This is a genomic window from Actinomadura soli (genome assembly GCF_005889715.1).
Lineage (GTDB): Bacteria > Actinomycetota > Actinomycetes > Streptosporangiales > Streptosporangiaceae > Spirillospora > Spirillospora soli.
The window spans coordinates 1-18,802 of record NZ_VCKW01000174.1 but is presented as its reverse complement, the minus strand read 5'-3'; the positions used below and the strand labels follow the sequence as shown (position 1 = coordinate 18,802).

20 protein-coding genes are annotated in these 18,802 nt (G+C 71.1%); 14 read left to right on the top strand and 6 right to left on the bottom strand.

Annotation, left to right across the window (positions count from 1 at the left end):
• Positions 1–98 precede the first annotated feature (98 nt).
• The 3 genes from ETD83_RS28145 to ETD83_RS28135 all read right to left on the bottom strand — a co-directional run bounded on the left by ETD83_RS28145 (position 99) and on the right by ETD83_RS28135 (position 4,372).
• Positions 99–728, bottom strand: coding sequence for an NUDIX domain-containing protein (locus ETD83_RS28145; protein ID WP_138648232.1), 630 nt, complete (start codon positions 726–728; stop codon positions 99–101).
• Positions 725–2,461 (bottom strand): CTP synthase, encoded by a 1,737-nt coding sequence (locus ETD83_RS28140; RefSeq protein ID WP_138648231.1) that lies wholly within the window; start codon positions 2,459–2,461, stop codon positions 725–727. Before ETD83_RS28140 ends, ETD83_RS28145 begins: the two co-directional genes overlap by 4 nt.
• 276 nt (positions 2,462–2,737) lie before the next feature.
• On the bottom strand, positions 2,738–4,372 hold the full coding sequence (locus ETD83_RS28135) for a coiled-coil domain-containing protein (protein WP_138648230.1): 1,635 nt from the start codon (positions 4,370–4,372) through the stop codon (positions 2,738–2,740).
• A gap of 364 nt (positions 4,373–4,736) precedes the next feature.
• Between ETD83_RS28135 and pip the strand changes: the two genes are divergently transcribed.
• The 9 genes from pip to ehuA all read left to right on the top strand — a co-directional run bounded on the left by pip (position 4,737) and on the right by ehuA (position 12,979).
• Positions 4,737–5,705: a prolyl aminopeptidase gene (gene pip, locus ETD83_RS28130; RefSeq protein ID WP_138648229.1), complete on the top strand. Its 969-nt coding sequence runs from the start codon at positions 4,737–4,739 to the stop codon at positions 5,703–5,705.
• A gap of 652 nt (positions 5,706–6,357) precedes the next feature.
• Positions 6,358–6,906, top strand: coding sequence for a diaminobutyrate acetyltransferase (ectA, locus tag ETD83_RS28125; RefSeq protein ID WP_138648228.1), 549 nt, complete (start codon positions 6,358–6,360; stop codon positions 6,904–6,906).
• 50 nt (positions 6,907–6,956) lie between these two features.
• Complete coding sequence (gene ectB, locus ETD83_RS28120; RefSeq protein ID WP_138648227.1) at positions 6,957–8,219, top strand: diaminobutyrate--2-oxoglutarate transaminase; 1,263 nt, start codon at positions 6,957–6,959, stop codon at positions 8,217–8,219.
• Positions 8,220–8,309: 90 nt separating this feature from the next.
• The gene (locus ETD83_RS28115) at positions 8,310–8,705 is read left to right on the top strand and encodes an ectoine synthase (protein WP_138648226.1); all 396 of its coding nucleotides are present in this window, start codon (positions 8,310–8,312) and stop codon (positions 8,703–8,705) included.
• Positions 8,702–9,667, top strand: coding sequence for an ectoine hydroxylase (thpD, locus tag ETD83_RS28110; protein WP_138648225.1), 966 nt, complete (start codon positions 8,702–8,704; stop codon positions 9,665–9,667). The genes ETD83_RS28115 and thpD overlap by 4 nt, the downstream gene beginning before the upstream one ends.
• A 105-nt stretch (positions 9,668–9,772) precedes the next feature.
• Positions 9,773–10,666, top strand: coding sequence for an ectoine/hydroxyectoine ABC transporter substrate-binding protein EhuB (gene ehuB, locus ETD83_RS28105; protein WP_138648224.1), 894 nt, complete (start codon positions 9,773–9,775; stop codon positions 10,664–10,666).
• 3 nt (positions 10,667–10,669) lie between these two features.
• Positions 10,670–11,386 (top strand): ectoine/hydroxyectoine ABC transporter permease subunit EhuC, encoded by a 717-nt coding sequence (gene ehuC, locus ETD83_RS28100; protein ID WP_138648223.1) that lies wholly within the window; start codon positions 10,670–10,672, stop codon positions 11,384–11,386.
• Complete coding sequence (gene ehuD / locus ETD83_RS28095; protein WP_171064473.1) at positions 11,386–12,039, top strand: ectoine/hydroxyectoine ABC transporter permease subunit EhuD; 654 nt, start codon at positions 11,386–11,388, stop codon at positions 12,037–12,039. Before ehuC ends, ehuD begins: the two co-directional genes overlap by 1 nt.
• 157 nt (positions 12,040–12,196) lie before the next feature.
• Entirely contained in the window at positions 12,197–12,979 is a 783-nt protein-coding gene (gene ehuA, locus ETD83_RS28090) for an ectoine/hydroxyectoine ABC transporter ATP-binding protein EhuA (protein ID WP_138648233.1), read from the top strand.
• 99 nt (positions 12,980–13,078) lie between these two features.
• On the opposite strand, the gene ETD83_RS28085 is transcribed toward ehuA, so the two are convergent.
• A complete protein-coding gene (locus ETD83_RS28085) occupies positions 13,079–13,732 on the bottom strand; it encodes an HD domain-containing protein (RefSeq protein ID WP_171064471.1) in 654 nt (217 codons plus the stop codon).
• 100 nt (positions 13,733–13,832) lie between these two features.
• On the opposite strand from ETD83_RS28085, the gene ETD83_RS28080 reads away from it, so the two are divergent.
• Genes ETD83_RS28080 through ETD83_RS28070 form a run of 3 tightly spaced genes read left to right on the top strand, consistent with a single transcriptional unit; the run spans position 13,833 to position 15,982 of the window.
• Entirely contained in the window at positions 13,833–14,993 is a 1,161-nt protein-coding gene (locus ETD83_RS28080) for a thiolase family protein (RefSeq protein ID WP_138648220.1), read from the top strand.
• Between the two features lie 2 nt (positions 14,994–14,995).
• Entirely contained in the window at positions 14,996–15,406 is a 411-nt protein-coding gene (locus ETD83_RS28075) for a Zn-ribbon domain-containing OB-fold protein (RefSeq protein ID WP_138648219.1), read from the top strand.
• Positions 15,407–15,415: 9 nt separating this feature from the next.
• Complete coding sequence (locus ETD83_RS28070; protein ID WP_230421245.1) at positions 15,416–15,982, top strand: nitronate monooxygenase; 567 nt, start codon at positions 15,416–15,418, stop codon at positions 15,980–15,982.
• A gap of 34 nt (positions 15,983–16,016) precedes the next feature.
• On the opposite strand, the gene ETD83_RS28065 is transcribed toward ETD83_RS28070, so the two are convergent.
• Positions 16,017–16,493, bottom strand: a complete 477-nt coding sequence (locus ETD83_RS28065; protein ID WP_138648218.1) for a winged helix-turn-helix transcriptional regulator — start codon at positions 16,491–16,493, stop codon at positions 16,017–16,019.
• Between the two features lie 125 nt (positions 16,494–16,618).
• Here ETD83_RS28065 and ETD83_RS28060 point away from each other — a divergent pair, with 125 nt between their 5' ends.
• Complete coding sequence (locus ETD83_RS28060; protein ID WP_138648217.1) at positions 16,619–16,972, top strand: VOC family protein; 354 nt, start codon at positions 16,619–16,621, stop codon at positions 16,970–16,972.
• A 32-nt stretch (positions 16,973–17,004) separates the two neighbouring features.
• Here ETD83_RS28060 and ETD83_RS28055 read toward each other — a convergent pair whose 3' ends face one another.
• The gene (locus ETD83_RS28055; RefSeq protein WP_230421244.1) at positions 17,005–18,003 is read right to left on the bottom strand and encodes an endonuclease/exonuclease/phosphatase family protein; all 999 of its coding nucleotides are present in this window, start codon (positions 18,001–18,003) and stop codon (positions 17,005–17,007) included.
• A gap of 136 nt (positions 18,004–18,139) precedes the next feature.
• On the opposite strand from ETD83_RS28055, the gene ETD83_RS28050 reads away from it, so the two are divergent.
• A complete protein-coding gene (locus ETD83_RS28050; RefSeq protein WP_138648215.1) occupies positions 18,140–18,736 on the top strand; it encodes a TetR/AcrR family transcriptional regulator in 597 nt (198 codons plus the stop codon).
• Positions 18,737–18,802 lie beyond the last annotated feature (66 nt).

Below are 18,802 nucleotides of genomic sequence, written 5' to 3'. Positions count from 1 at the left end.
GGTCGGGGGCGGGGACAGTGCGGCACCTCTTCCGGGCGTGGCTCCGGGGACCCGCCCATCATGCCCCCTCCGGGCGCCGGAGGGGGGTCTCATCGGGCTCAGTCCTCCGGCGCGTCGGCCGGGCGCAGCGCGGCGAACCCGGACGCGCGGGCCGCGTGCACCGCGAGGACGCCCATGCAGGCGATCGCGTTGCGCACCTCGCCGGCCAGCACCTTGCGGACGGCCTCGTCCAGCGGCACCCACACGACCGGCATGTCGGCCTCCTCGTGGACGCGCTCGAAGTCGATCTCGTCGGCGGGCACCTCGGTGAGGCCGCGGGCCAGGAAGATCCGGACGCGCTCGTCCGTCATGCCGGGCGAGGTGAACACGTCGAGGAGGGTGTCCCACCGGTCGGCGCGGTACCCGGCCTCCTCCAGCAGCTCCCGCTCGGCGAGCTTGTGCAGCGGCTCGCCGTGCACGTCCCGCAGCCCGGCGGGCACCTCCCACAGCAGCCGCGACACCGGATGCCGGTACTGCCGCAGCAGCATCACCCGGTCATCGTCGTCGAACGCGAGGACGCCCACGGAGCCGACGTGCGCGATCACGTCCCGGGTGACGACCTCGATGCCGTCGCCGCGCGGCATCTCGACCCTGTCCTGCCGGACGTCGAACACGCGCCCCCGGAAGGCCGTGCCCTCCTCCACGACCGTCCAGCGTTCGGGTCGGTCGCGGACGTCGTCGGGGGTCATGGCGCGATCGCCTTCCCGGCGGGGTCGCCCGCGCGGGCCTCGGCGTAGTCGAGCGCGGCGGAGACGAGGCCGGTGAACAGCGGGTGCGGGCGCGTCGGCCGGGACCTGAACTCCGGGTGCGCCTGCGTCCCGACGAAGAACGGGTGCTGCTCGCGCGGCAGCTCGACGTACTCGACCAGGCGGCCGTCGGGCGACAGGCCGGAGAACCGCAGCCCGGCCTTCTCCAGCCGGTCGCGGTAGGCGTTGTTGACCTCGTACCGGTGCCGGTGCCGCTCGGACACCTCCGCCTCCCCGTACAGCTCCCGGACGACGGACCCGTCCGCGAGGTCGGCCGGGTAGAGGCCGAGCCGCATCGTGCCGCCCATGTCCCGCTCCCCGGCGACGACGTCGACCTGCTCGGCCATCGTCGCGACGACGGGGTCGTCGGTGGTCGCGTCGAACTCGGCGCTGCCCGCGTCGCCGAGCCCGCCGAGCGTCCGCGCCGCCTCGATGACCATGCACTGCAGGCCGAGGCAGATGCCGAGCAGCGGGAGCCGGTTCTCGCGGGCGTACCGCACCGCGCCGATCTTCCCCTCGATGCCGCGGACGCCGAACCCGCCGGGGACGAGGACGCCGTCGACGCCGTCCAGCTCCCGCTTGGCGCCCTCGGGCGTCTCGCAGTCGTCGCTCTTGACCCAGCGGATGCGGACCCTGGCGTCGTTGCCGAACCCGCCGTGCCGCAGCGCCTCGGTGACCGACAGGTACGCGTCGGGCAGGTCGATGTACTTGCCGACCAGCGCGATCGTGACCTCCCGCGCGGGCTTGTGGACGCGGCGCAGCAGCTCGTCCCACGCGCCCCAGTCGACGTCCCGGAACGGCAGGTCGAGCCGGCGCACCACGTAGGCGTCCAGGCCCTCGGAGTGCAGCACCTTCGGGATGTCGTAGATGCTCGCGGCGTCGACCGCCGAGACCACGGCCTCGCGGTCCACGTCGCACATCAGGCTGATCTTGTGCTTGAGCCCGTCGGTGATCGGCCGGTCGGACCGGCACACGATCGCGTCGGGCTGGATGCCGATGGAGCGCAGCGCGGCCACCGAGTGCTGCGTCGGCTTGGTCTTCAGCTCCCCGGACGGCCCGATGTAGGGCAGCAGCGACACGTGCAGGAAGAAGCAGTTCTCCCGCCCGATCTCGTGCCGGATCTGCCGCACCGACTCCAGGAACGGCAGCGACTCGATGTCGCCGACCGTCCCGCCGACCTCGGTGATCACGACGTCCACCTGGGCGTCGTCGGCCGTGCCGTGGCGCTGGGACGCCCCGCCGGTCCCCCGGGCGACGGCCATCGCCCGGATCCGGTCCTTGATCTCGTTGGTGATGTGCGGGATCACCTGCACGGTGTCGCCGAGGTACTCCCCGCGCCGCTCCCTGGCGATGACGCTGGAGTACACCTGCCCGGTCGTGACGTTCGCCGACCCGTGCAGCTCGGTGTCGAGGAACCGCTCGTAGTGCCCGATGTCGAGATCCGTCTCGGCGCCGTCGTCGGTGACGAAGACCTCGCCGTGCTGGAACGGGTTCATCGTCCCGGGGTCGACGTTCAGGTACGGGTCGAGCTTCTGCATGGTGACCCGGAGGCCGCGGAGGGTGAGAAGCCGTCCCAGGCTGGACGCCGTCAGCCCCTTGCCGAGGCTGGAGGCGACGCCGCCGGTGACGAACAGATGCTTGGTAGGACGCGATCTACCAGTGGCTGCCGATGGCAAAGAGATGCTCCCGTGGTCGTTGCGAGGCGGACTAGGGCTCACTGTCCACGGGCCACCAGTTTATGGCATCGCCCTCCTCCTTCGGCCTGGCGGCCTCCATCGTCGGGTAATGCGTGCGATCGCCGCATCGCTTCGTCTCGCCTGGCGGCTCGCTGCGCGATCAGGTTCTCGCTTCGCTCGAACCTGCCTTCGGACGCGATCGCGACAGTTGGGGTCGTTGCGTGGTTGCGGTGGTGGTCGAGGTCGTTCGCGAACCGAGGGCTATGTGGCAGGTCTCTAGGGCCCGAAGGACGAGGGTAGAGCGTTTGAGCCCGCGGGCATGATGGTGCGGAGCTGGCGGGTCAGCTCGTCGATCAGGGAGCGGGCCTGGTCGGCGGCGTTGCGGGCGGCGTCGCGCTCCTGGGACAGCTCGGCGATCTGGGCGCGCTGCTCGGTGACGGCCTGGGCGAGCTGGTCGACCCACTGGTCGCGCTCGGCGAGCTTCTCGGCGACGGCGTCGCGCTCGGCGGCGAGCTGGCGCATCGCCGCGACGGTCTTGTCCCGTTCCCGTCCCGCCTGGTCGGCGCGGCCCCGGGCCAGGGTCAGCTCGGACTCGGCGCGCGCCTGGGCCTGGACGGCGGCCTCGCGGGCGCGTTCGGCGGCCTCCCGGCCCTTGGCGTTGCCGTCGCGCTCCCGTTCGGCCTTCTTGGCGGCCTCCAGGGACTGCGCGGCGGTGTCGAGGGCCTGCTGACGCTCGGCCTCGGCGACCTCGGCCCGCCCCGCCGCCTCTTGGGCGCGGCGGTCGGCGTCCTGCGCGCGGCGGTCGGCGTCCTGGGCGCGGCGCTCGTTCTCCTGGGCGCGGCGCTCGGCGACCTCGGCGCGGCGGCGGGACTCGTCGGCCTCCTTTCCCGCGCCGACGACGGCGTGCTGGAGGTTCTGCGCGGTCATCTCGGCGTCGGTGAGCTTGGCGCGCAGCGCGGACAGCTCGGCGTGCGCGGCCTCAAGGCCGCGGGACAGCTCCCCGGCCTGGTCGGCGACGCGGTCGCGCTCGGACTCGGCGGAGCGGCGTCCGTTGACGGCGTCCTCGACGGCGCGGAGCGCGTCGTCGCGGGCCTCGCTCATCGCGTCGCGCTGCTGGATGGCCTGCCGGACGGTCGCCTCGGCTTCGGCGACACGGCGCTCGGCCTGCTCGACCTGGGCCTGGATCTGCTCCATCTGCGCGCGCGCCTGATCGGCCTGGGCGCGGGCCTGGTCGGCCTGGGCGCGCCCTTGCTGGGCCTGGTTCCAGGCGGCGGCGGCGTCCCGCTGCGCGTTCTCCTTCTCGGCCTGCAGCGCGGCGATCTGCGCGACGGCCTCGTTCTGGGACTCGACGGCGCGGCGCTCGGCCTGCTCGGCCTGGCCGCGGGCGCGCTGCACCTCACCCCAGGCGGCCGCGGCGTCCCGCTGCGCGGACTCCTTCTCCGCGGTGACGGCCGCGACCTGCTGGGCCGTCTCGTTCTGCGCCTCGACGGCGCGGCGCTCGGCCTGCTCGGCCTGGCCGCGGGCGCGCTGCACCTCACCCCAGGCGGCGGCCGCGTCCCGCTGCGCGGACTCCTTCTCCGCCGTGACGGCCGCGACCTGCTGGGCGATCTCGTTCTGCGCCTCGCTGACCTTGCGCTCGCCGGCGGCGAGGGCGTCGCCGATGAGGTCGGCCATCTGGCGGAGCCGCTCGACGATGTCCCACGGCTGGGCCTCGGGCTGCTCGACGTCGGGACGCGCGGACTCGCGCGGGCGGCCGGGCTGGCCCTGCTGCGGGGGCTTGGACATCTGGATCGGCTGCTGGGCGGCAGGCATCGACTCGGGCGCGCGGCCCGGGTCGCGTCCCATGGCGGGCCAGGGGGATCCCGCGTCCGGGACTCCGCGGGCGCCGCCCGATCCGTTCAGCTCGCTCACTGCTCTCCCCGCCTCGCGGCTCGGAGCCACATGGACGGCATGGCTCTGCTCATCGTGGTGCCCGCGTTCTTCGCCCGACGGCTCGTCATCTCGCTCACGTGTCTCCTCGCCCGGCGGCATACGGCCGCGCTCGCGGGGGGGGGTGTGCACATCTCGTTCGCTCCGCTACCGGCCCTGAGCCTCGTGGCTTCGCTCACTGAAGGCACTCTAGCCCCGACCAGCGGAACGTTTGCCCAGTTTGGGGTTTACTTTCTCGGCCGCCGCGCGGTGTTCGCGCACGCAGGAGCCCTGGTCGGGGCCCCGATGGCCCCGCCCGGCGGTGCCAAGGGTCACATCCCTCCGGCGGGTGGGACAATCGCGCTCCATGGAGCTTCGCACCCTGTATCCGCCGATCGAGCCGTACGAGACCGGGCTGCTCGACGTCGGCGACGGCAATCAGATCTACTGGGAGGTCTGCGGCAATCCGGACGGCAAGCCCGCGGTGATGCTGCACGGCGGCCCCGGCGCGGGCTGCGCCCCGGCGCACCGGCGGCAGTTCGACCCGGAGGCGTACCGGATCGTCCTGTTCGACCAGCGCAACTGCGGCCGGAGCCTGCCGCACGCGAAGGATCCGGAGGTGTCGCTTGAGGCGAACACCACCTGGAACCTGGTCGCCGACATGGAGCGGCTCCGCGAGCACCTCGGCATCGAGCGCTGGCTGGTGTTCGGCGGGAGCTGGGGCAGCGCGCTGTCGCTGGCGTACGCGCAGACGCATCCGGAGCGGGTGACCGAGCTGGTGCTGCGCGGCATCTTCACCCTGCGGCCGTTCGAGCTGTACTGGTTCTACCAGGAGGGCGCGTCGCTGATCTTCCCCGACCTGTGGGAGAAGTACGTCGAGCCGATCCCGGAGGACGAGCGGGAGGACCTCATCTCGGCGTTCGGGGAGCGGCTGCGGTCCCCCGACCGGGACGTGCGGCTCGCCGCGGCCAAGGCGTGGTCGACCTGGGAGGGCTCGACGATCACGCTGCGGCCGGACCCGGAGCTCGCGGGCGGGTTCGGCGAGCCGGACTACGCGGTGGCGTTCGCGCGCATCGAGAACCACTACTTCGTCAACGAGGGCTTCTTCGAGGACGGGCAGCTGATCCGGGACGTGGACAGGATCCGCCACATCCCGGCGATGATCATCCAGGGCCGGTACGACGTGTGCACGCCGGTCGCGACGGCGTGGGATCTGCACCGGGCCTGGCCAGAGGCGGACTTCCACATCGTCGACGACGCCGGGCACGCCTACAGCGAGCCGGGCATCCTGCACTATTTGATCGAGGCAACCGATCGATTCGCGGGCCGACCCTGACCGGGCAGCCGGATGGGGCGACCCGGGCCCCGCCCGGCGACCCGCTCGATGAAAACGACGACATGACAAGGGCCGTGAACCGGTCATGTCGGAATGCCGGTGGCGGCAGGGCCGAAACGGGCAGTCGGACGGGCGGCCGGACCTCCGGCCCGGCCGCCTTATCAACGGACCGAAATGCCGGGATTCTTACTGTTGAGCTACTCCGGCCTTACCATCAGGCAGGTAGACATGCCCCTTGATGGTCAGTCGCCCCGATCTCACACGGCCCGCGTCCACGCCTTGGCCCACACCCGTCCCAGCACGCCCGCGACCGGACGACCTCGCCCGATGCGACGTGACGCCCGCCGCACCGGACGCGTTGACATGAAATCTCAGTGACTTACCTCACACAACCGATACACAAAACGCCTCTCCCCTTCACGACGGAACATTAAGGTGGCGTTCAGGAAGCGTCCGGGCAGCGCCGTCGCCGAAGTCGGCAGTACCTCCTGCGTATCACGGGGAAAGGCGGAAAATCGCCCGCGCGGGCCCCCGCGGAATTGCACCGAATTTGGCAAAGGGATTAACCCTACCCAGTGCGGTACCCGGCTAAACATCTCGCCGATAACATTCCTCTGCGATCACGGGCCGAGATTCGCTAAGTTGCCTGGACATGGCAGCGCAACCCCTGGAAACACCGACCCGGCGCCCCGGCGCAAGCGAGACGAACGCGGACGTGCAACTCCAGGAGCCGAGCCTCGCCGACGGCCCCGAGCTTTGGCGGCTCGCCCGCGAATCGCGGGTCCTGGACGTCAACTCGCCTTACAGCTACACGCTTTGGTGCCGCGATTTCGCGGACACTTCCGTGGTGGCGCGCGACGCGGGCGTCCCCTGCGGATTCGTCACCGGATACGTCCGCCCGTCCCGGCCCGACACGTTCTTCGTGTGGCAGGTCGCCGTGGGCCGCGATCACCGCGGCCAGGGCCTGGCCCACCGCATGCTGGACCGCCTCGCGGACCGGCTGGCCCCCCGTGGCCACCGGTTCCTGGAGGCCACGGTCACGCCGGACAACACCGCTTCCACCGCGATGTTCGAAGCGTTCGCGCGAGGTCGCGGGTGCGAGGTCGCCCGCAGCCCGCTGTTCGGCGCGGAGCACTTCCCCGAGGGGGGACACGAGCCCGAGGTGCTCTTCAGGATCGGCCCGATCGCCGACGCGAACTGACCCGTTCACTCCCCCGTCCGCTCCCCCACCGACCTGCCTGGAGGCAGAAAATGGACGTGTTCGCCCGCTTGGAATCGGAAGTCCGCGGCTACTGCCGAGGCTGGCCCACGGTGTTCACCACCGCGCGCGGCAGTCACATGACCGACGAGAACGGCAAAACCTACCTGGATTTCTTCGCCGGTGCGGGAACGCTCAACTACGGGCACAACAACCCGCAGCTGAAACGCCGGCTCCTGGACTATCTCGCCAGCGACGCGGTCGTGCACAGCCTCGACATGTACACATCGGCCAAGCGAGAGTTCCTGGAACGATTCAACGAGTACGTGCTCCGGCCCCGCGGGTTCGACTACAAGGTGCAGTTCCCCGGCCCCGCGGGCAACAACTCGGTCGAGGCGGCGCTAAAACTCGCGCGCAAGTACACCGGCCGCGAGACCGTCGTCAGCTTCACCAACGCCTTTCACGGGATGACGCTCGGCGCGCTCGCCGTCACGGGCAATTCGATGAAGCGCACCGGCGCCGGCGTCCCGCTCGGCCACGGCGTCGCGATGCCCTACGACAACTACCTCGACGGCAGGACGCCCGATTTCCTGCTCTTCGAGACGATGCTCGACGACAGCGGCAGCGGCCTGGACAAGCCCGCCGCCGTCATCGTGGAGACCGTGCAGGGCGAGGGCGGCATCAACGTCGCCACCGCCGAGTGGCTGCGCGGCCTGCAGGACCTGTGCCGCCGGCACGACATCCTCCTCATCGTCGACGACGTGCAGATGGGCTGCGGCCGCACCGGGCCGTTCTTCAGCTTCGAGGAGGCGGGGATCGTCCCGGACATCGTCTGCCTGTCCAAATCCCTCAGCGGCTACGGGCTGCCGCTCGCCATCACGCTGATGAAGCGCGAGCTGGACGTGTGGGACCCGGGCGAGCACAACGGCACCTTCCGCGGCTTCAACCCCGCGTTCGTCACCGCCATCGCCGCGCTGGAGGACTACTGGACCGGCGACGGCCTGGAGAAGGAGACGATCGCCAAGGGCCAGCAGGTCCAGACGGCGCTGGAGTCGATCGCGATCAGGCACGCCGGCGCCGTCGACTCCGTCCGCGGCCGCGGCCTCGCGTGGGGCCTGGTGATGAACGACGCCGAGATGGCGCCGAAGGTGTGCGCCGAGGCGTTCGGGCGCGGGCTGCTGATGGAGACCTCGGGCCCCGAGGGCGAGGTGGTCAAGCTGCTGCCGCCGCTCACCACGACCGAGGCCGAGCTGGACCGCGGCCTTGAGATCATCGCGGAGTCGCTGGAGGCCGTCCGCCAGAAGGTCACCGTCTGACCCGGCGGTCACCGCCGTCCACGCCGTCCGGGCCGTCCCGGGCCCCCGCCAGGGGCCCGGCCCCGGGCACCGCTTGAAAAGAGGAGATTCATGATCGTTCGTTCCCTTGACGAGATCGTCGGCACCGAGCGCGACGTCCAGGCGCCGACGTGGTGCAGCCGCCGGTTCGTGCTCGCCAAGGAGGGCGTCGGCTTCTCGATGCACGAGACGATCCTGTACGCGGGCACCGAGACCAGGATGTGGTACGCGAACCACGTCGAGGCCGTCTACTGCGTCGAGGGCCAGGGGGAGCTGACCAACGACGAGACCGGCGAGAAGCACAAGATCGAGCCTGGCGTGATGTACCTGCTCGACGGCCACGAGCATCACACTCTGCGCGCTCACACGGATGTGCGGACCGTCTGCGTCTTCAACCCGCCCTGCACGGGACGGGAGGTCCATGACGAGAACGGGGTGTATCCGCTGCTGACCGAGGAGGACGCATGAGCATCATCGAGTCCCATCCGACGATCGACGACGCCTACCCCACCCGGAAGTGCGCCGAGGCGGCGCTGCTGTACCGGCAGGACCAGGTCGTTCACGGCGAACCCGGGGACGGGCCGATCGACGCCGCCACCCTCGACGCGTTCGAGGCGAACGGCTTCCTCAGCGTCGACCAGTTGCTCGCGCCCGAGGAGGTCGAGGACTACCGCGCCGAGCTGCGCAGGCTGTCGGCCGACCCGGTGGTCCTGGCGGACGAGCGGACGGTCACCGAGCGCGGCTCGGACGAGGTCCGCTCCATCTTCGAGGTGCACAAGATCAGCGAGGTCTTCGCCGGGCTCGTCCGCGACCCCCGCGTGGTGGGCCGGGCCAGGCAGATTCTCGGCTCGGAGGTTTACGTGCACCAGAGCCGGGTCAACTACAAGCCAGGATTCACTGGCAAGGACTTCTTCTGGCACTCGGATTTCGAGACCTGGCACGCGGAGGACGGCATGCCCCGGATGCGCGCGGTGAGCATATCCATCGCGCTCACCGAGAATTTCGTGCACAATGGCGGGCTAATGATCATGCCTGGCTCGCACAAGACCTTCGTGGCGTGTGTCGGGGAGACCCCGGACGACCACTACAAGGAGTCCCTGCGCGGGCAGGAGATCGGGACGCCCGACCCGGCGAGCCTGTCGATCCTGGCCGACAAGCACGGGATCGAGCTGTTCACGGGGCCCGCGGGCTCTGCCACCATGTTCGACTGCAACTGCATGCACGGCTCCAATGGGAACATCACCCCGTTCCCCCGCTCCAACGTGTTCATCGTGTTCAACAGCGTCGAGAACACGTGCGTCGAGCCGTTCTCCGCCCCCGCACCGCGTCCGGAGTTCATCGCCGCCCGCGACTTCACCCCCGTCACCGCCGGAGGCGGGTCGGGGGGCGTGGGGGGTCGTCCCCCCTCGAATGGCACTGCGGGCGGCTGAATGAACACAACAATTCGATAACCCGACACACGTCAAGCCCGCGCCCGCGGGGGGCCGTCCGGTTCCCCCCGCGGGCGCGGGGTCACACCATCCAGGAGTTCGATGATGACTTCCTCGAGACGCGACTTCCTGCGCACCGCCGTGCTGCTGTCCGCCGCGGTCCCGCTGGCCGCGGCGGGCTGCTCCACGACGGATCCGGAAGAGGAGAAGGCGGGCGGGGGCACGCTGCAGAAGGCCAAGGACGCCGGGACGATCACGGTCGGCTTCGCCAACGAGGCCCCCTACGGCTACACCGACAAATCGGGGAAGCTGACCGGCGAGGCGCCCGAGCTCGCCCGCGCCATCTTCAAGCAGCTCGGGATCGACGAGGTCAAGGGCGTCCAGGTCGACTTCGGCGGCCTGATCGGCGGCCTGAACGCCAAGCGGTTCGACGCGATCGCCGCCGGCATGTTCATCACGCCCGAGCGCTGCGCCTCGGCGGCGTTCGCGAACCCCGAGTACGTCGCCAAGAGCGCCTTCATGGTGCGCGAGGGCAACCCGAAGGGCCTCAAGGGCGCCAAGGACCCGGCCGCCAAGGGTGTCAGGGTCGGCGTCATGACCGGCGCCGTCGAGGCCGGGTACGCCGAGAAGACCGGCGTCAAGAAGAGCGACATCAAGACCTACGCCGACCAGCCGAGCGCCTTCGAGGGGCTCAAGGCCGGGCGCATCGACTGCATCTGGCTGACCCGCATCTCGCTGGCCGACCTGCAGTCCAAGCACCAGGGCGAGGGCTTCGAGGTGACCGACCCGTTCGTCCCGGTCATCGACGGCAAGGAGCAGTTCGGCGCGGGGGCGTTCGCGTTCCGCAAGGCCGACACGGACCTGCTGAACGCCTGGAACGGCGAGCTCGACAAGCTCAAGCAGCAGAACAAGCTGCTCCCGGTCCTGCAGCCCTTCGGGTTCACCCAGGCGGAGATGCCGGCCGCCGACGACACGGCCGCCAAGTTCTGCCAGGGCTGACCGGTGGCTGACGTCCTCGACAGCTACAACCAGTGGCTGGACGGCGCGTGGCTCACCATCCAGCTCACGATCTTCGGTGGCGCGGTGGCGCTGGTGCTCGCCCTGGTCTTCGGGCTGGCGGGCACCTCGCGCCACGCGTGGGTGCGCGTCCTGAACCGGGTGTACGTGGAGTTCTTCCGCGGCAACGCGACGCTGGTGCTGCTGTACTGGTTCTTCTACGCGCTGCCGCTGGTCGGCCTGCGGTTCACCACCATGTTCGCGGCGATCCTCGCGCTCGGCCTGAACGTCGGCGCCTACGGCGCCGAGGTGGTCCGCGGCTCGATCAACGCCGTCCCGAAGGCCCAGTTCGAGGCGACGGTGGCGCTGAACTTCACGCCGTACCAGCGGATGCGGCGGGTGCTGCTGCCGCAGGGCTTCGCGCTGATGCTGCCCCCGTTCGGCAACCTGATCATCGAGCTGATGAAGGGGACGGCCATCGTGTCCCTGGTCGGCCTGGTCGACCTGACCCGCGTCTCGAAGAACATCCAGGGCAGCACCGGCGAGACCGTCGCGGCGTTCACGGTGGTGCTCGTCCTGTACTTCGTGATCGCGCAGGTGCTGCAGCTGTTCGTCCGCTACGCCGAACGCCGCGTGGACCGCATGCTGGGCCGCAGGATGCCCACTGAGCCGTCCCTCGGCACGATCGCGGCCGGCGCACCCGGTGCGGGGGTGGGCGGCTGATGGACTGGGACTGGCAGTACTCCGGGGACATCCTCCCCGACCTGCTCGACGGGCTGCGCTACACCGTCATCGCGACGCTGGCCGGCTATGTGATCGCCCTGGTCCTCGGGCTGGTGTGGACGCTGCTGCGCCGCACCCCGAGCCGGGTCTTCAACCAGGCGATCCGGTGGATCACCGAGTTCATCCGGTCGACGCCGCTGATCCCGCAGCTGTACTTCGTCTTCTTCGTCCTGCCCGCCTGGGGCATCACGATCGGGTCGCTCACGGCCGGGATCATCACGCTCGGGATCCACTACTCGACGTACACCGCCGAGGTGTACCGGGCCGGGATCGCCGACGTCCCGAAGGGGCAGTGGGAGGCGTGCACCGCGCTGAACCTGCCGCGGTCGCGGGTGTGGCTGGACGTGATCCTGCCGCAGGCGATCCGCCGGGTGATCCCGACGCTCGGCAACTACCTGATCGCGATGTTCAAGGACTCGCCGATGCTGCTGGCGATCAACGTCGCGGAGCTGCTCTTCTCGGCCTACCAGGTGGGCTCGAAGTCGCTGCAGTTCCTGGAGCCGATCACCATGGTCGGCCTGTTGTTCGTCGTGGTCAGCGTCATATCCTCGATACTCGTCCGCCGCTTGGAGAGGCGTTATGCCACCAACTGAATCCGACGAAGTCGGCCCGGGGGGAGTGGGGGGTCGCCCCTCCTCGGAGAGTACTGACACCGAACCGGAATCCCCCACGCCCAAGGACTCCGGCGACGACGCCGTCCCGAAGGGCGAGGGCGTCTCCACGGAGAAGGGCGACGCCGCCGCCGCGCCGCTGCCGCGCGGTGAGGCGCCGGGCATCCGCTTCGAGAAGGTGATCAAGCGGTTCGGCCACAACGTGGTGCTCCGCGAGCTCGACTTCACCGTGGGGCCGGGCGAGCGGGTGACGCTCATCGGGCCGAGCGGGTCGGGCAAGACCACCATCCTGCGGCTGCTGATGACGCTGGAGAAGCTCGACGAGGGCCTCATCTGGATCGGCGACGAGACGCTGTGGCACATGGAGCGCGGCGGCAAGCGCGTCCCGGCCAACCAGAAGCACCTGCACGAGATGCGCAAGCAGGTCGGCATGGTGTTCCAGCAGTTCAACCTGTTCCCCAACATGAACGTCCTGCGCAACCTCACCGAGGGGCCGGTGCGGGTGCTCGGGCTGTCCAGGGACGAGGCGGTGGAGCGCGCCAAGGGTCTGCTGGACCTGGTCGGGCTCGGCGACAAGATCGACTCGCATCCGTCGCAGCTGTCGGGCGGCCAGCAGCAGCGGGTGGCGATCGCACGGGCGCTCGCGATGCAGCCGCGCGTGCTGCTGCTGGACGAGGTCACCTCGGCCCTGGACCCGGAGCTCGTCGTCGGCGTCCAGGACCTGCTGCGCGACATCGCCCGGCAGAGCGACCTGACCCTGCTGTGCGTCACCCACGAGATGACCTTCGCCAAGGACATCTCCGACCGGGTCCTCATGTTCGACGGGGGCCAGATCGTCGAGGAGGGCCCGCCGGACCAGATCTTCGGCGAGCCGTCCGAGCAGCGCACCCGGGACTTCCTGCAGGCCGTCCTGGCGTCCTGACCGGCCCGGGCCGGGCCCGCCGCCCGCGCCCCCGTCGCCCCGGGGACGCGGGCGGCGCGCTCTCCAGCGGACGGCACGCTTCCGGCGGACGGCACGCTTTCAGTGGACGCCGGGCCAGGCGGCGGCGACGAGCTTCGCCCATTCGGGGACGGGGGCGCCGGCCCCGTGCTGGCGGGCGAGTTCGCCGGGGAACGACCCGATCGGGGCCTTGGCCGGGTTCCGGACGATCTGGTCGAGCATGATCTCGGTGAGGCGGCGGCCCGCGTCCTCGCGGGGGAAGGCGGCGTGCGCGCGGTCGGCGAGGCCCGCGGGCAGCGCCCCGGCGCCCAGCGCGACGATGTCGGCCCCGGTCCCGGCGTGGGTGAGCGCGATCTCGGGACGCATCCGGTGCGCGATCCCCACGCTGGTGTGCAACGCGATCGCCTCCCAGACGACGCGGACGCGCTCGTCGTCCGCGCCGTTCTGGCACAGGAACCCGGCGGCGAGGTCGGCGCCGTCCACCTCGAAGCGGCCGCCGCCGTCGCCCCGCTCGGTGAGGCCCACATCGTGCAGGAGGCTCGCCAGGAACAGCGTCTCGTCGTCGTAGCCGGCTCCGGGCCGCAGGCCCCGCGACTCTCCGATGGCGCGTCCGAACAGGTACGTGCGGACGCTGTGGCGGGCGAGCGGCACGGGCCCCAGGGAGAACACCAGGTCGTACGCCTTGCGGGTGAGGTCGGTGTCGGGCATCGAGAATTCGGCGAAATGATCGGACATGTTGTTGATCATCCGACGTCGTCCGGCGCAGTGGAAGTGTTCCGCGCCCCCCGGCCCCGCGCCGGACGGTGCCGAATGCCGTTCGGTACCGTGGGGGACGATGAACGCTGCGATCGTGGGGCTCGGCATGACCGAGCTCGGCAAGGTGTACGGGCGGAGCCCCCGGCGGCTCGCCGCCGACGCGGTGCGGCTCGCCGCCGCGGACGCGGGCCTCGCGCCCGGCGACCTGGACGGCCTGCTCGTCAGCCACGGCATGGGCGGCTCCCCCGGCATCGAGCTGGCCGACACCCTCGGACTCCGCGACCTGCGCCTGCTCGCGCAGATCGACGCGTTCGGCGCGACCGCCGGGGCGATGGTGTCGTACGCCGCGATGTCGGTGCTGAGCGGCTCGGCGAGCACCGTCGCCTGCGTGTTCGCCGACGCGCCGCTCAAGCCGGAGCGGCCGTCCGGTTCGGCGTACGACCGCGACGCCCGCGAATGGTACGGGTTCGGCGGCATGACGGCCGCGCTGGGCCTTCGCAGCGTGAACTCGTACTACGCCCTGGCGGCCCAGCGGCACATGGCCCGCTACGGCACCACCGGCGAGCAGCTCGGCGCGATCGCGGTCTCGACCCGCGACTGGGCGTCCCGCAACCCGCTCGCCCAGATGCGCGACCCGATCACGCTCGACGACCACCAGAACTCCCGCTGGGTGTCGGAGCCCCTGCACCTCCTCGACTGCTGCCTCGTCTCCAACGGCGCCATCGCCGTCATCGTGACCGGCGCGGACAGGGCCCGCGATCTGGCCCGTCCGCCCGTCCACCTGTGGGGCTGGGGGCAGGGGCATCCCGGGCACCGCAAGGAGCGCGGCAGCGACTTCGGCCTGACGACGGGTGCCGCCGCGTCCGGTGCGGCGGCGATGAAGATGGCCGGGATCACCGTCTCGGACGTCGACGTCTGCGAGCTGTACGACTGCTACACCTACACGGTCCTCGTGTCGCTGGAGGACTACGGGTTCTGCGCCAAAGGCGAGGGCGGCGCGTTCGCCGCGTCCGGCGCGCTCGGCCCCGGCGGGTCGCTGCCGACCAACACCGGCGGCGGCCAGCTTTCCGCCTACTACATGTGGGGCATGACGCCGCTGTCGGAGGCCGTGATCCAGGCGCGCGGGGACGGCGGCGAGCGGCAGGCCCCGTCCACCGGCGTGATCCTGGTCAGCGGCAACGGCGGAATCCTCGACCACCACTCCACGCTGGTCGTCAGCCCGCACGCGAAGGGGGCCTAGCCATGCACATCGGCGTCCTCCGGCGCGACGGCCGGACCGACCCGTTCTTCGACGGCACCGCCGCCGGCCGCCTGGTCGTCAGGCGGTGCGCGACCTGCGACCGCTGGCTGGCGCCGGACGCGTCCGCCTGCCCCGGCTGCGGCGACGAGGATCCCGGCTGGGCCGAGGCGAGCGGCGAGGCGACCCTCGTGACCTGGACGATCGTCCACCGCCCTGAGGAGCCGCCCGCCTGCCTCGCGCTGGTCGAGCTGGCCGAAGGCCCGTGGCTGCACGCCCGCCTGGACGGCGTCGACCGCGACGACCTGCGCGAGGGCCTCCCCCTCCGCGCCGCCTTCGTCCACCCGGACGAGGGCGAGTCGTACGTCCTGTTCCGTCCGGCGGCACCCTGGACCGAATGCCGTTCGGTCGTTTAGCGTCCGGGCATGAACACCGAGGTCTGCGCGCGGTTCGGCATCGAGTTCCCGCTGTTCGCCTTCAGCCACTGCCGGGACGTCGTCGCCGCCTTCACCAACGCGGGCGGCTTCGGCGTCCTCGGCGCCGTCGCCTACACCCCCGACCGGCTCGAAGAGGAGCTGCGCTGGATCGACGACCACGTGCGCGGCCGCCCCTACGGCGTGGACGTCCTCGTCCCCGGCAAGATCGACAAGGCGGCGGAGGGCGGCGGGGGCCTCGACGCCATGCTCGCCGCCATCCCCGACGAGCACTGGACGTTCCTCACCGGCCTGTTCGCCAAGTACAACGTCCCGCTGCCCGACTTCGAGCAGGCCAGGCGGTCCAACGCGCGCGGCGGCACGCAGGTCACGCACCGGGGCGCGACCGAGCTGATCGACGTGTCCCTCGCCCATCCGATCGGCCTCATCGCGAGCGCGCTCGGCACCCCGCCCCCGCTCATGGTGGAGAAGGCGCGCGAGGCCGGGATCCCGGTCGCCGCGCTCGTCGGGACGTCCGAGCACGCCCGCCGCCTCAACGCCATCACCGAAGCGGACTGACGCACCGCAGCGGCGGCCCGGGGAACCGCATCCGTCAAGCCTTGGGCGGTATGCGTTCGGCGGGCATGCCGGGCCCGACCACGGCCTGGATCTCGGTCGGGTCGTCCACGCGGCCGCAGTGGGCGCACACCGCCTGCTGGGTGATTCCGGTGCCGCACACCGAGTGGGCGTAGAGGATCGGCGGCTCCCCGTCGGTCGCCCATCGGTCGCCCCACGCGGTGAGCGCCACCAGCGCGGGCGCGAGCGCACGCCCCTTGTCGGTCAGCAGGTACTCGTACAGTTCGGGCTGCTCGGAGTACCTGTGGCGTTGCATGATCCCGGCCTCGACGAAGCCGTCGAGGCGGGCCTTGAGGATGTTGGTCGCGACGCCCAGGCGGCGTTGGAAGTCGCTGTAGCGGGTCGCGCCCGCGAACAGGGCGTCGCGAACGATCAGCAGGCTCCAGCGTTCGCCGATCACCTCCAGGGCGCGGGCGATCGAGCACACCTGTGAGTCGTAGGTCTTCCCCAACATGCGTCCCAGCCTACCGACGGCGCTTGCGTCATGAAAGCACCCTGGGCTAGGGTGACTTGCATGATGCAAGTAGCCCGCGTTCGGGTCCGGCGCCGGGCTTCGCCCACGACGACAGGAGAGCTGGAATGATCACGCCGAAAGCCGGCAGCATCCTTCTCGGCACCACCCGGCCCGCGGAACTGCGCGACTGGTACCGCAAGGCGCTCGCGCCGGGACACGAAGGCGAAGGGCCCATCGATCTCGGCGGCTTCCTGCTGGTCATCGATCAGCGCGACGACGTCGACGCGAAGAACGGCGAGCCGGGCCGGATGATCCTCAACTTCCACGTCGACGACTTCGACGCCGTCGAGGCACAGCTGCGGGCCGCCGGCGTGGACTGGGTCGTTCCCGGCGCCGATCGCCCCTCCGGGCGCTTCGGGACGTTCTCCGACCCGGACGGGAACTACCTCCAGATCATCCAGTTCAAGCAGGACGGATAGGTCCAGGCGTCACCGGACGGCTGTCGCGCGGTTCAGTCCAGGGTGATGCGGGCGGCGACCGGGAGATGGTCGCTGCCGGTGGCGGGCAGGGTGCGGATATGGCGGACGCTCGCCGAACGGGCCATGACCTGGTCGATCCGGGCCAGCGGGAAGGACACGGGGAAGCTGAAGGCCAGGCCCCGCTCCGCCTCGTCCATCCGAGAGGTGAGCGGGGACAGCCCCCGGTCGTGGACCGTGCCGTTGAGGTCCCCCAGCAGGATCACCGCCTTCACCTTCTCGGCGGCGATGGCCCTGCCCAGCCGGTGGGCGCTCGCGTCCCGCCAGGAGGACGCCAGGCCGCTCGCCCGGACGCGGACCGAGGGCAGGTGCGCGACGTACACGGCGATCTGCCCGTGCGGCGTGTGGGCCACGGCCCGCAGCCCGCGATTCCAGGTATCCGCGATCTCCGGGGGTTTGATGTCCAGCGGCAGGACGCCGGTCAGCGGGTACCTCGACCACAGGCCGACCGTGCCCTGAACCGCGTGGTACGGGAAGCCCGAGGCGAGGGTCTTCTCGTAGACGGGCAGCGCCGGGGGCTCCAGCTCCTCCATCGCGATGAGGTCGGGCCCGGCGCCGGCCAGGGCGCGGGCCGTCCCCGCCGGATCGGCGTTCTCGTCGCTGACGTTGTGCTGGACGGCCACCAGGTCGCGCGTGCCGGAGCCGTCGGCGGGGAGGAGCGGTCCGCCGAACAGGTACGTCCAGGCCGCCGCCGGCAGGAGCAGGGCCACCAGCGCCGTGGCCGAACGGCGCAGCAGTGCCAGGACGAGCAGCACGACGACCCCGAGGCCCAGCCAGGGCAGGAACGTCTCCAGCAGGCTGCCCAGGCGGCCCACGGCGTTGGGCACGGCCCGATGGAACGCCAGCAGCCCGGCCGTCACCACTGAGAGCGCGGCGAGCACCCGGCCCCGGGTCCAGGCCGACCGGCCGCCCGTCTTTTCGCCGTGGGTCTTTTCGCCGTCCGCCTCCGCGGCATCCGCCTGAGGCTGCTCCACCCAGACCCCCGATCCACTGGACGAACCGCCTGGTCGCGGCATCCTCTCACGGGGCGGACCCAACACGGCCGTGCCGCCGACCGGCCCCGATGTGGTTTAATAAATGTACGTACATTTATTAATGAGGGGATGCCTGATGGCGGGACGGCCGCGAGGGATCGACGACGCGGTGATCCTGCGGGCGGCGGTCGAGGTGATCGGCCGGGTGGGCCCGGCGAAGCTGACCCTCTCCGCGGTGGCCGACGAGGTGGGGCTGGTACCGGGGACGCTCGTCCAGCGGTTCGGGTCCAAGCGCGGGCTGCTTCTGGCACTGGCCGCCCGGTCCGTCCCGGACGCGAACGTCCTGCGGGAGCGGGCGCGCGAGCGGCAGGACTCGGACTTGGCCGCGGTGCTCGCGCTGGCCCGGGAGTGGGTCTCGGACGTCGCCACGCCCCAGACGTACGCCAACCATCTGGCCTTCTTCTGCATGGACCTCACCGACCCGGAGTTCTACGAGCACGCACTGGCCATGCATCAGGCCCAGCGCCGGGCGATCGAGATGTTGCTCGAAGCGGCCGTGTCCGCCGGTGAGCTGCGCGAAGGGACGGACACCGCCGCGCTCGCCGGATCGGTCCAGACGGCCATCGCCGGGTCCGGGCTGACCTGGGCGCTCGACCGGCGGGGCGCGCTCGCGAAGCGGGTCGAACACGAGATCGGCACGGTGCTGGCACCACACGTTCGGAGGAAGACATGACCGTCGAGAAGCGTCCGCTGAGCGGCGCCGTGGCCCTGGTCGCGGGCGGGACCCGAGCTTATACTT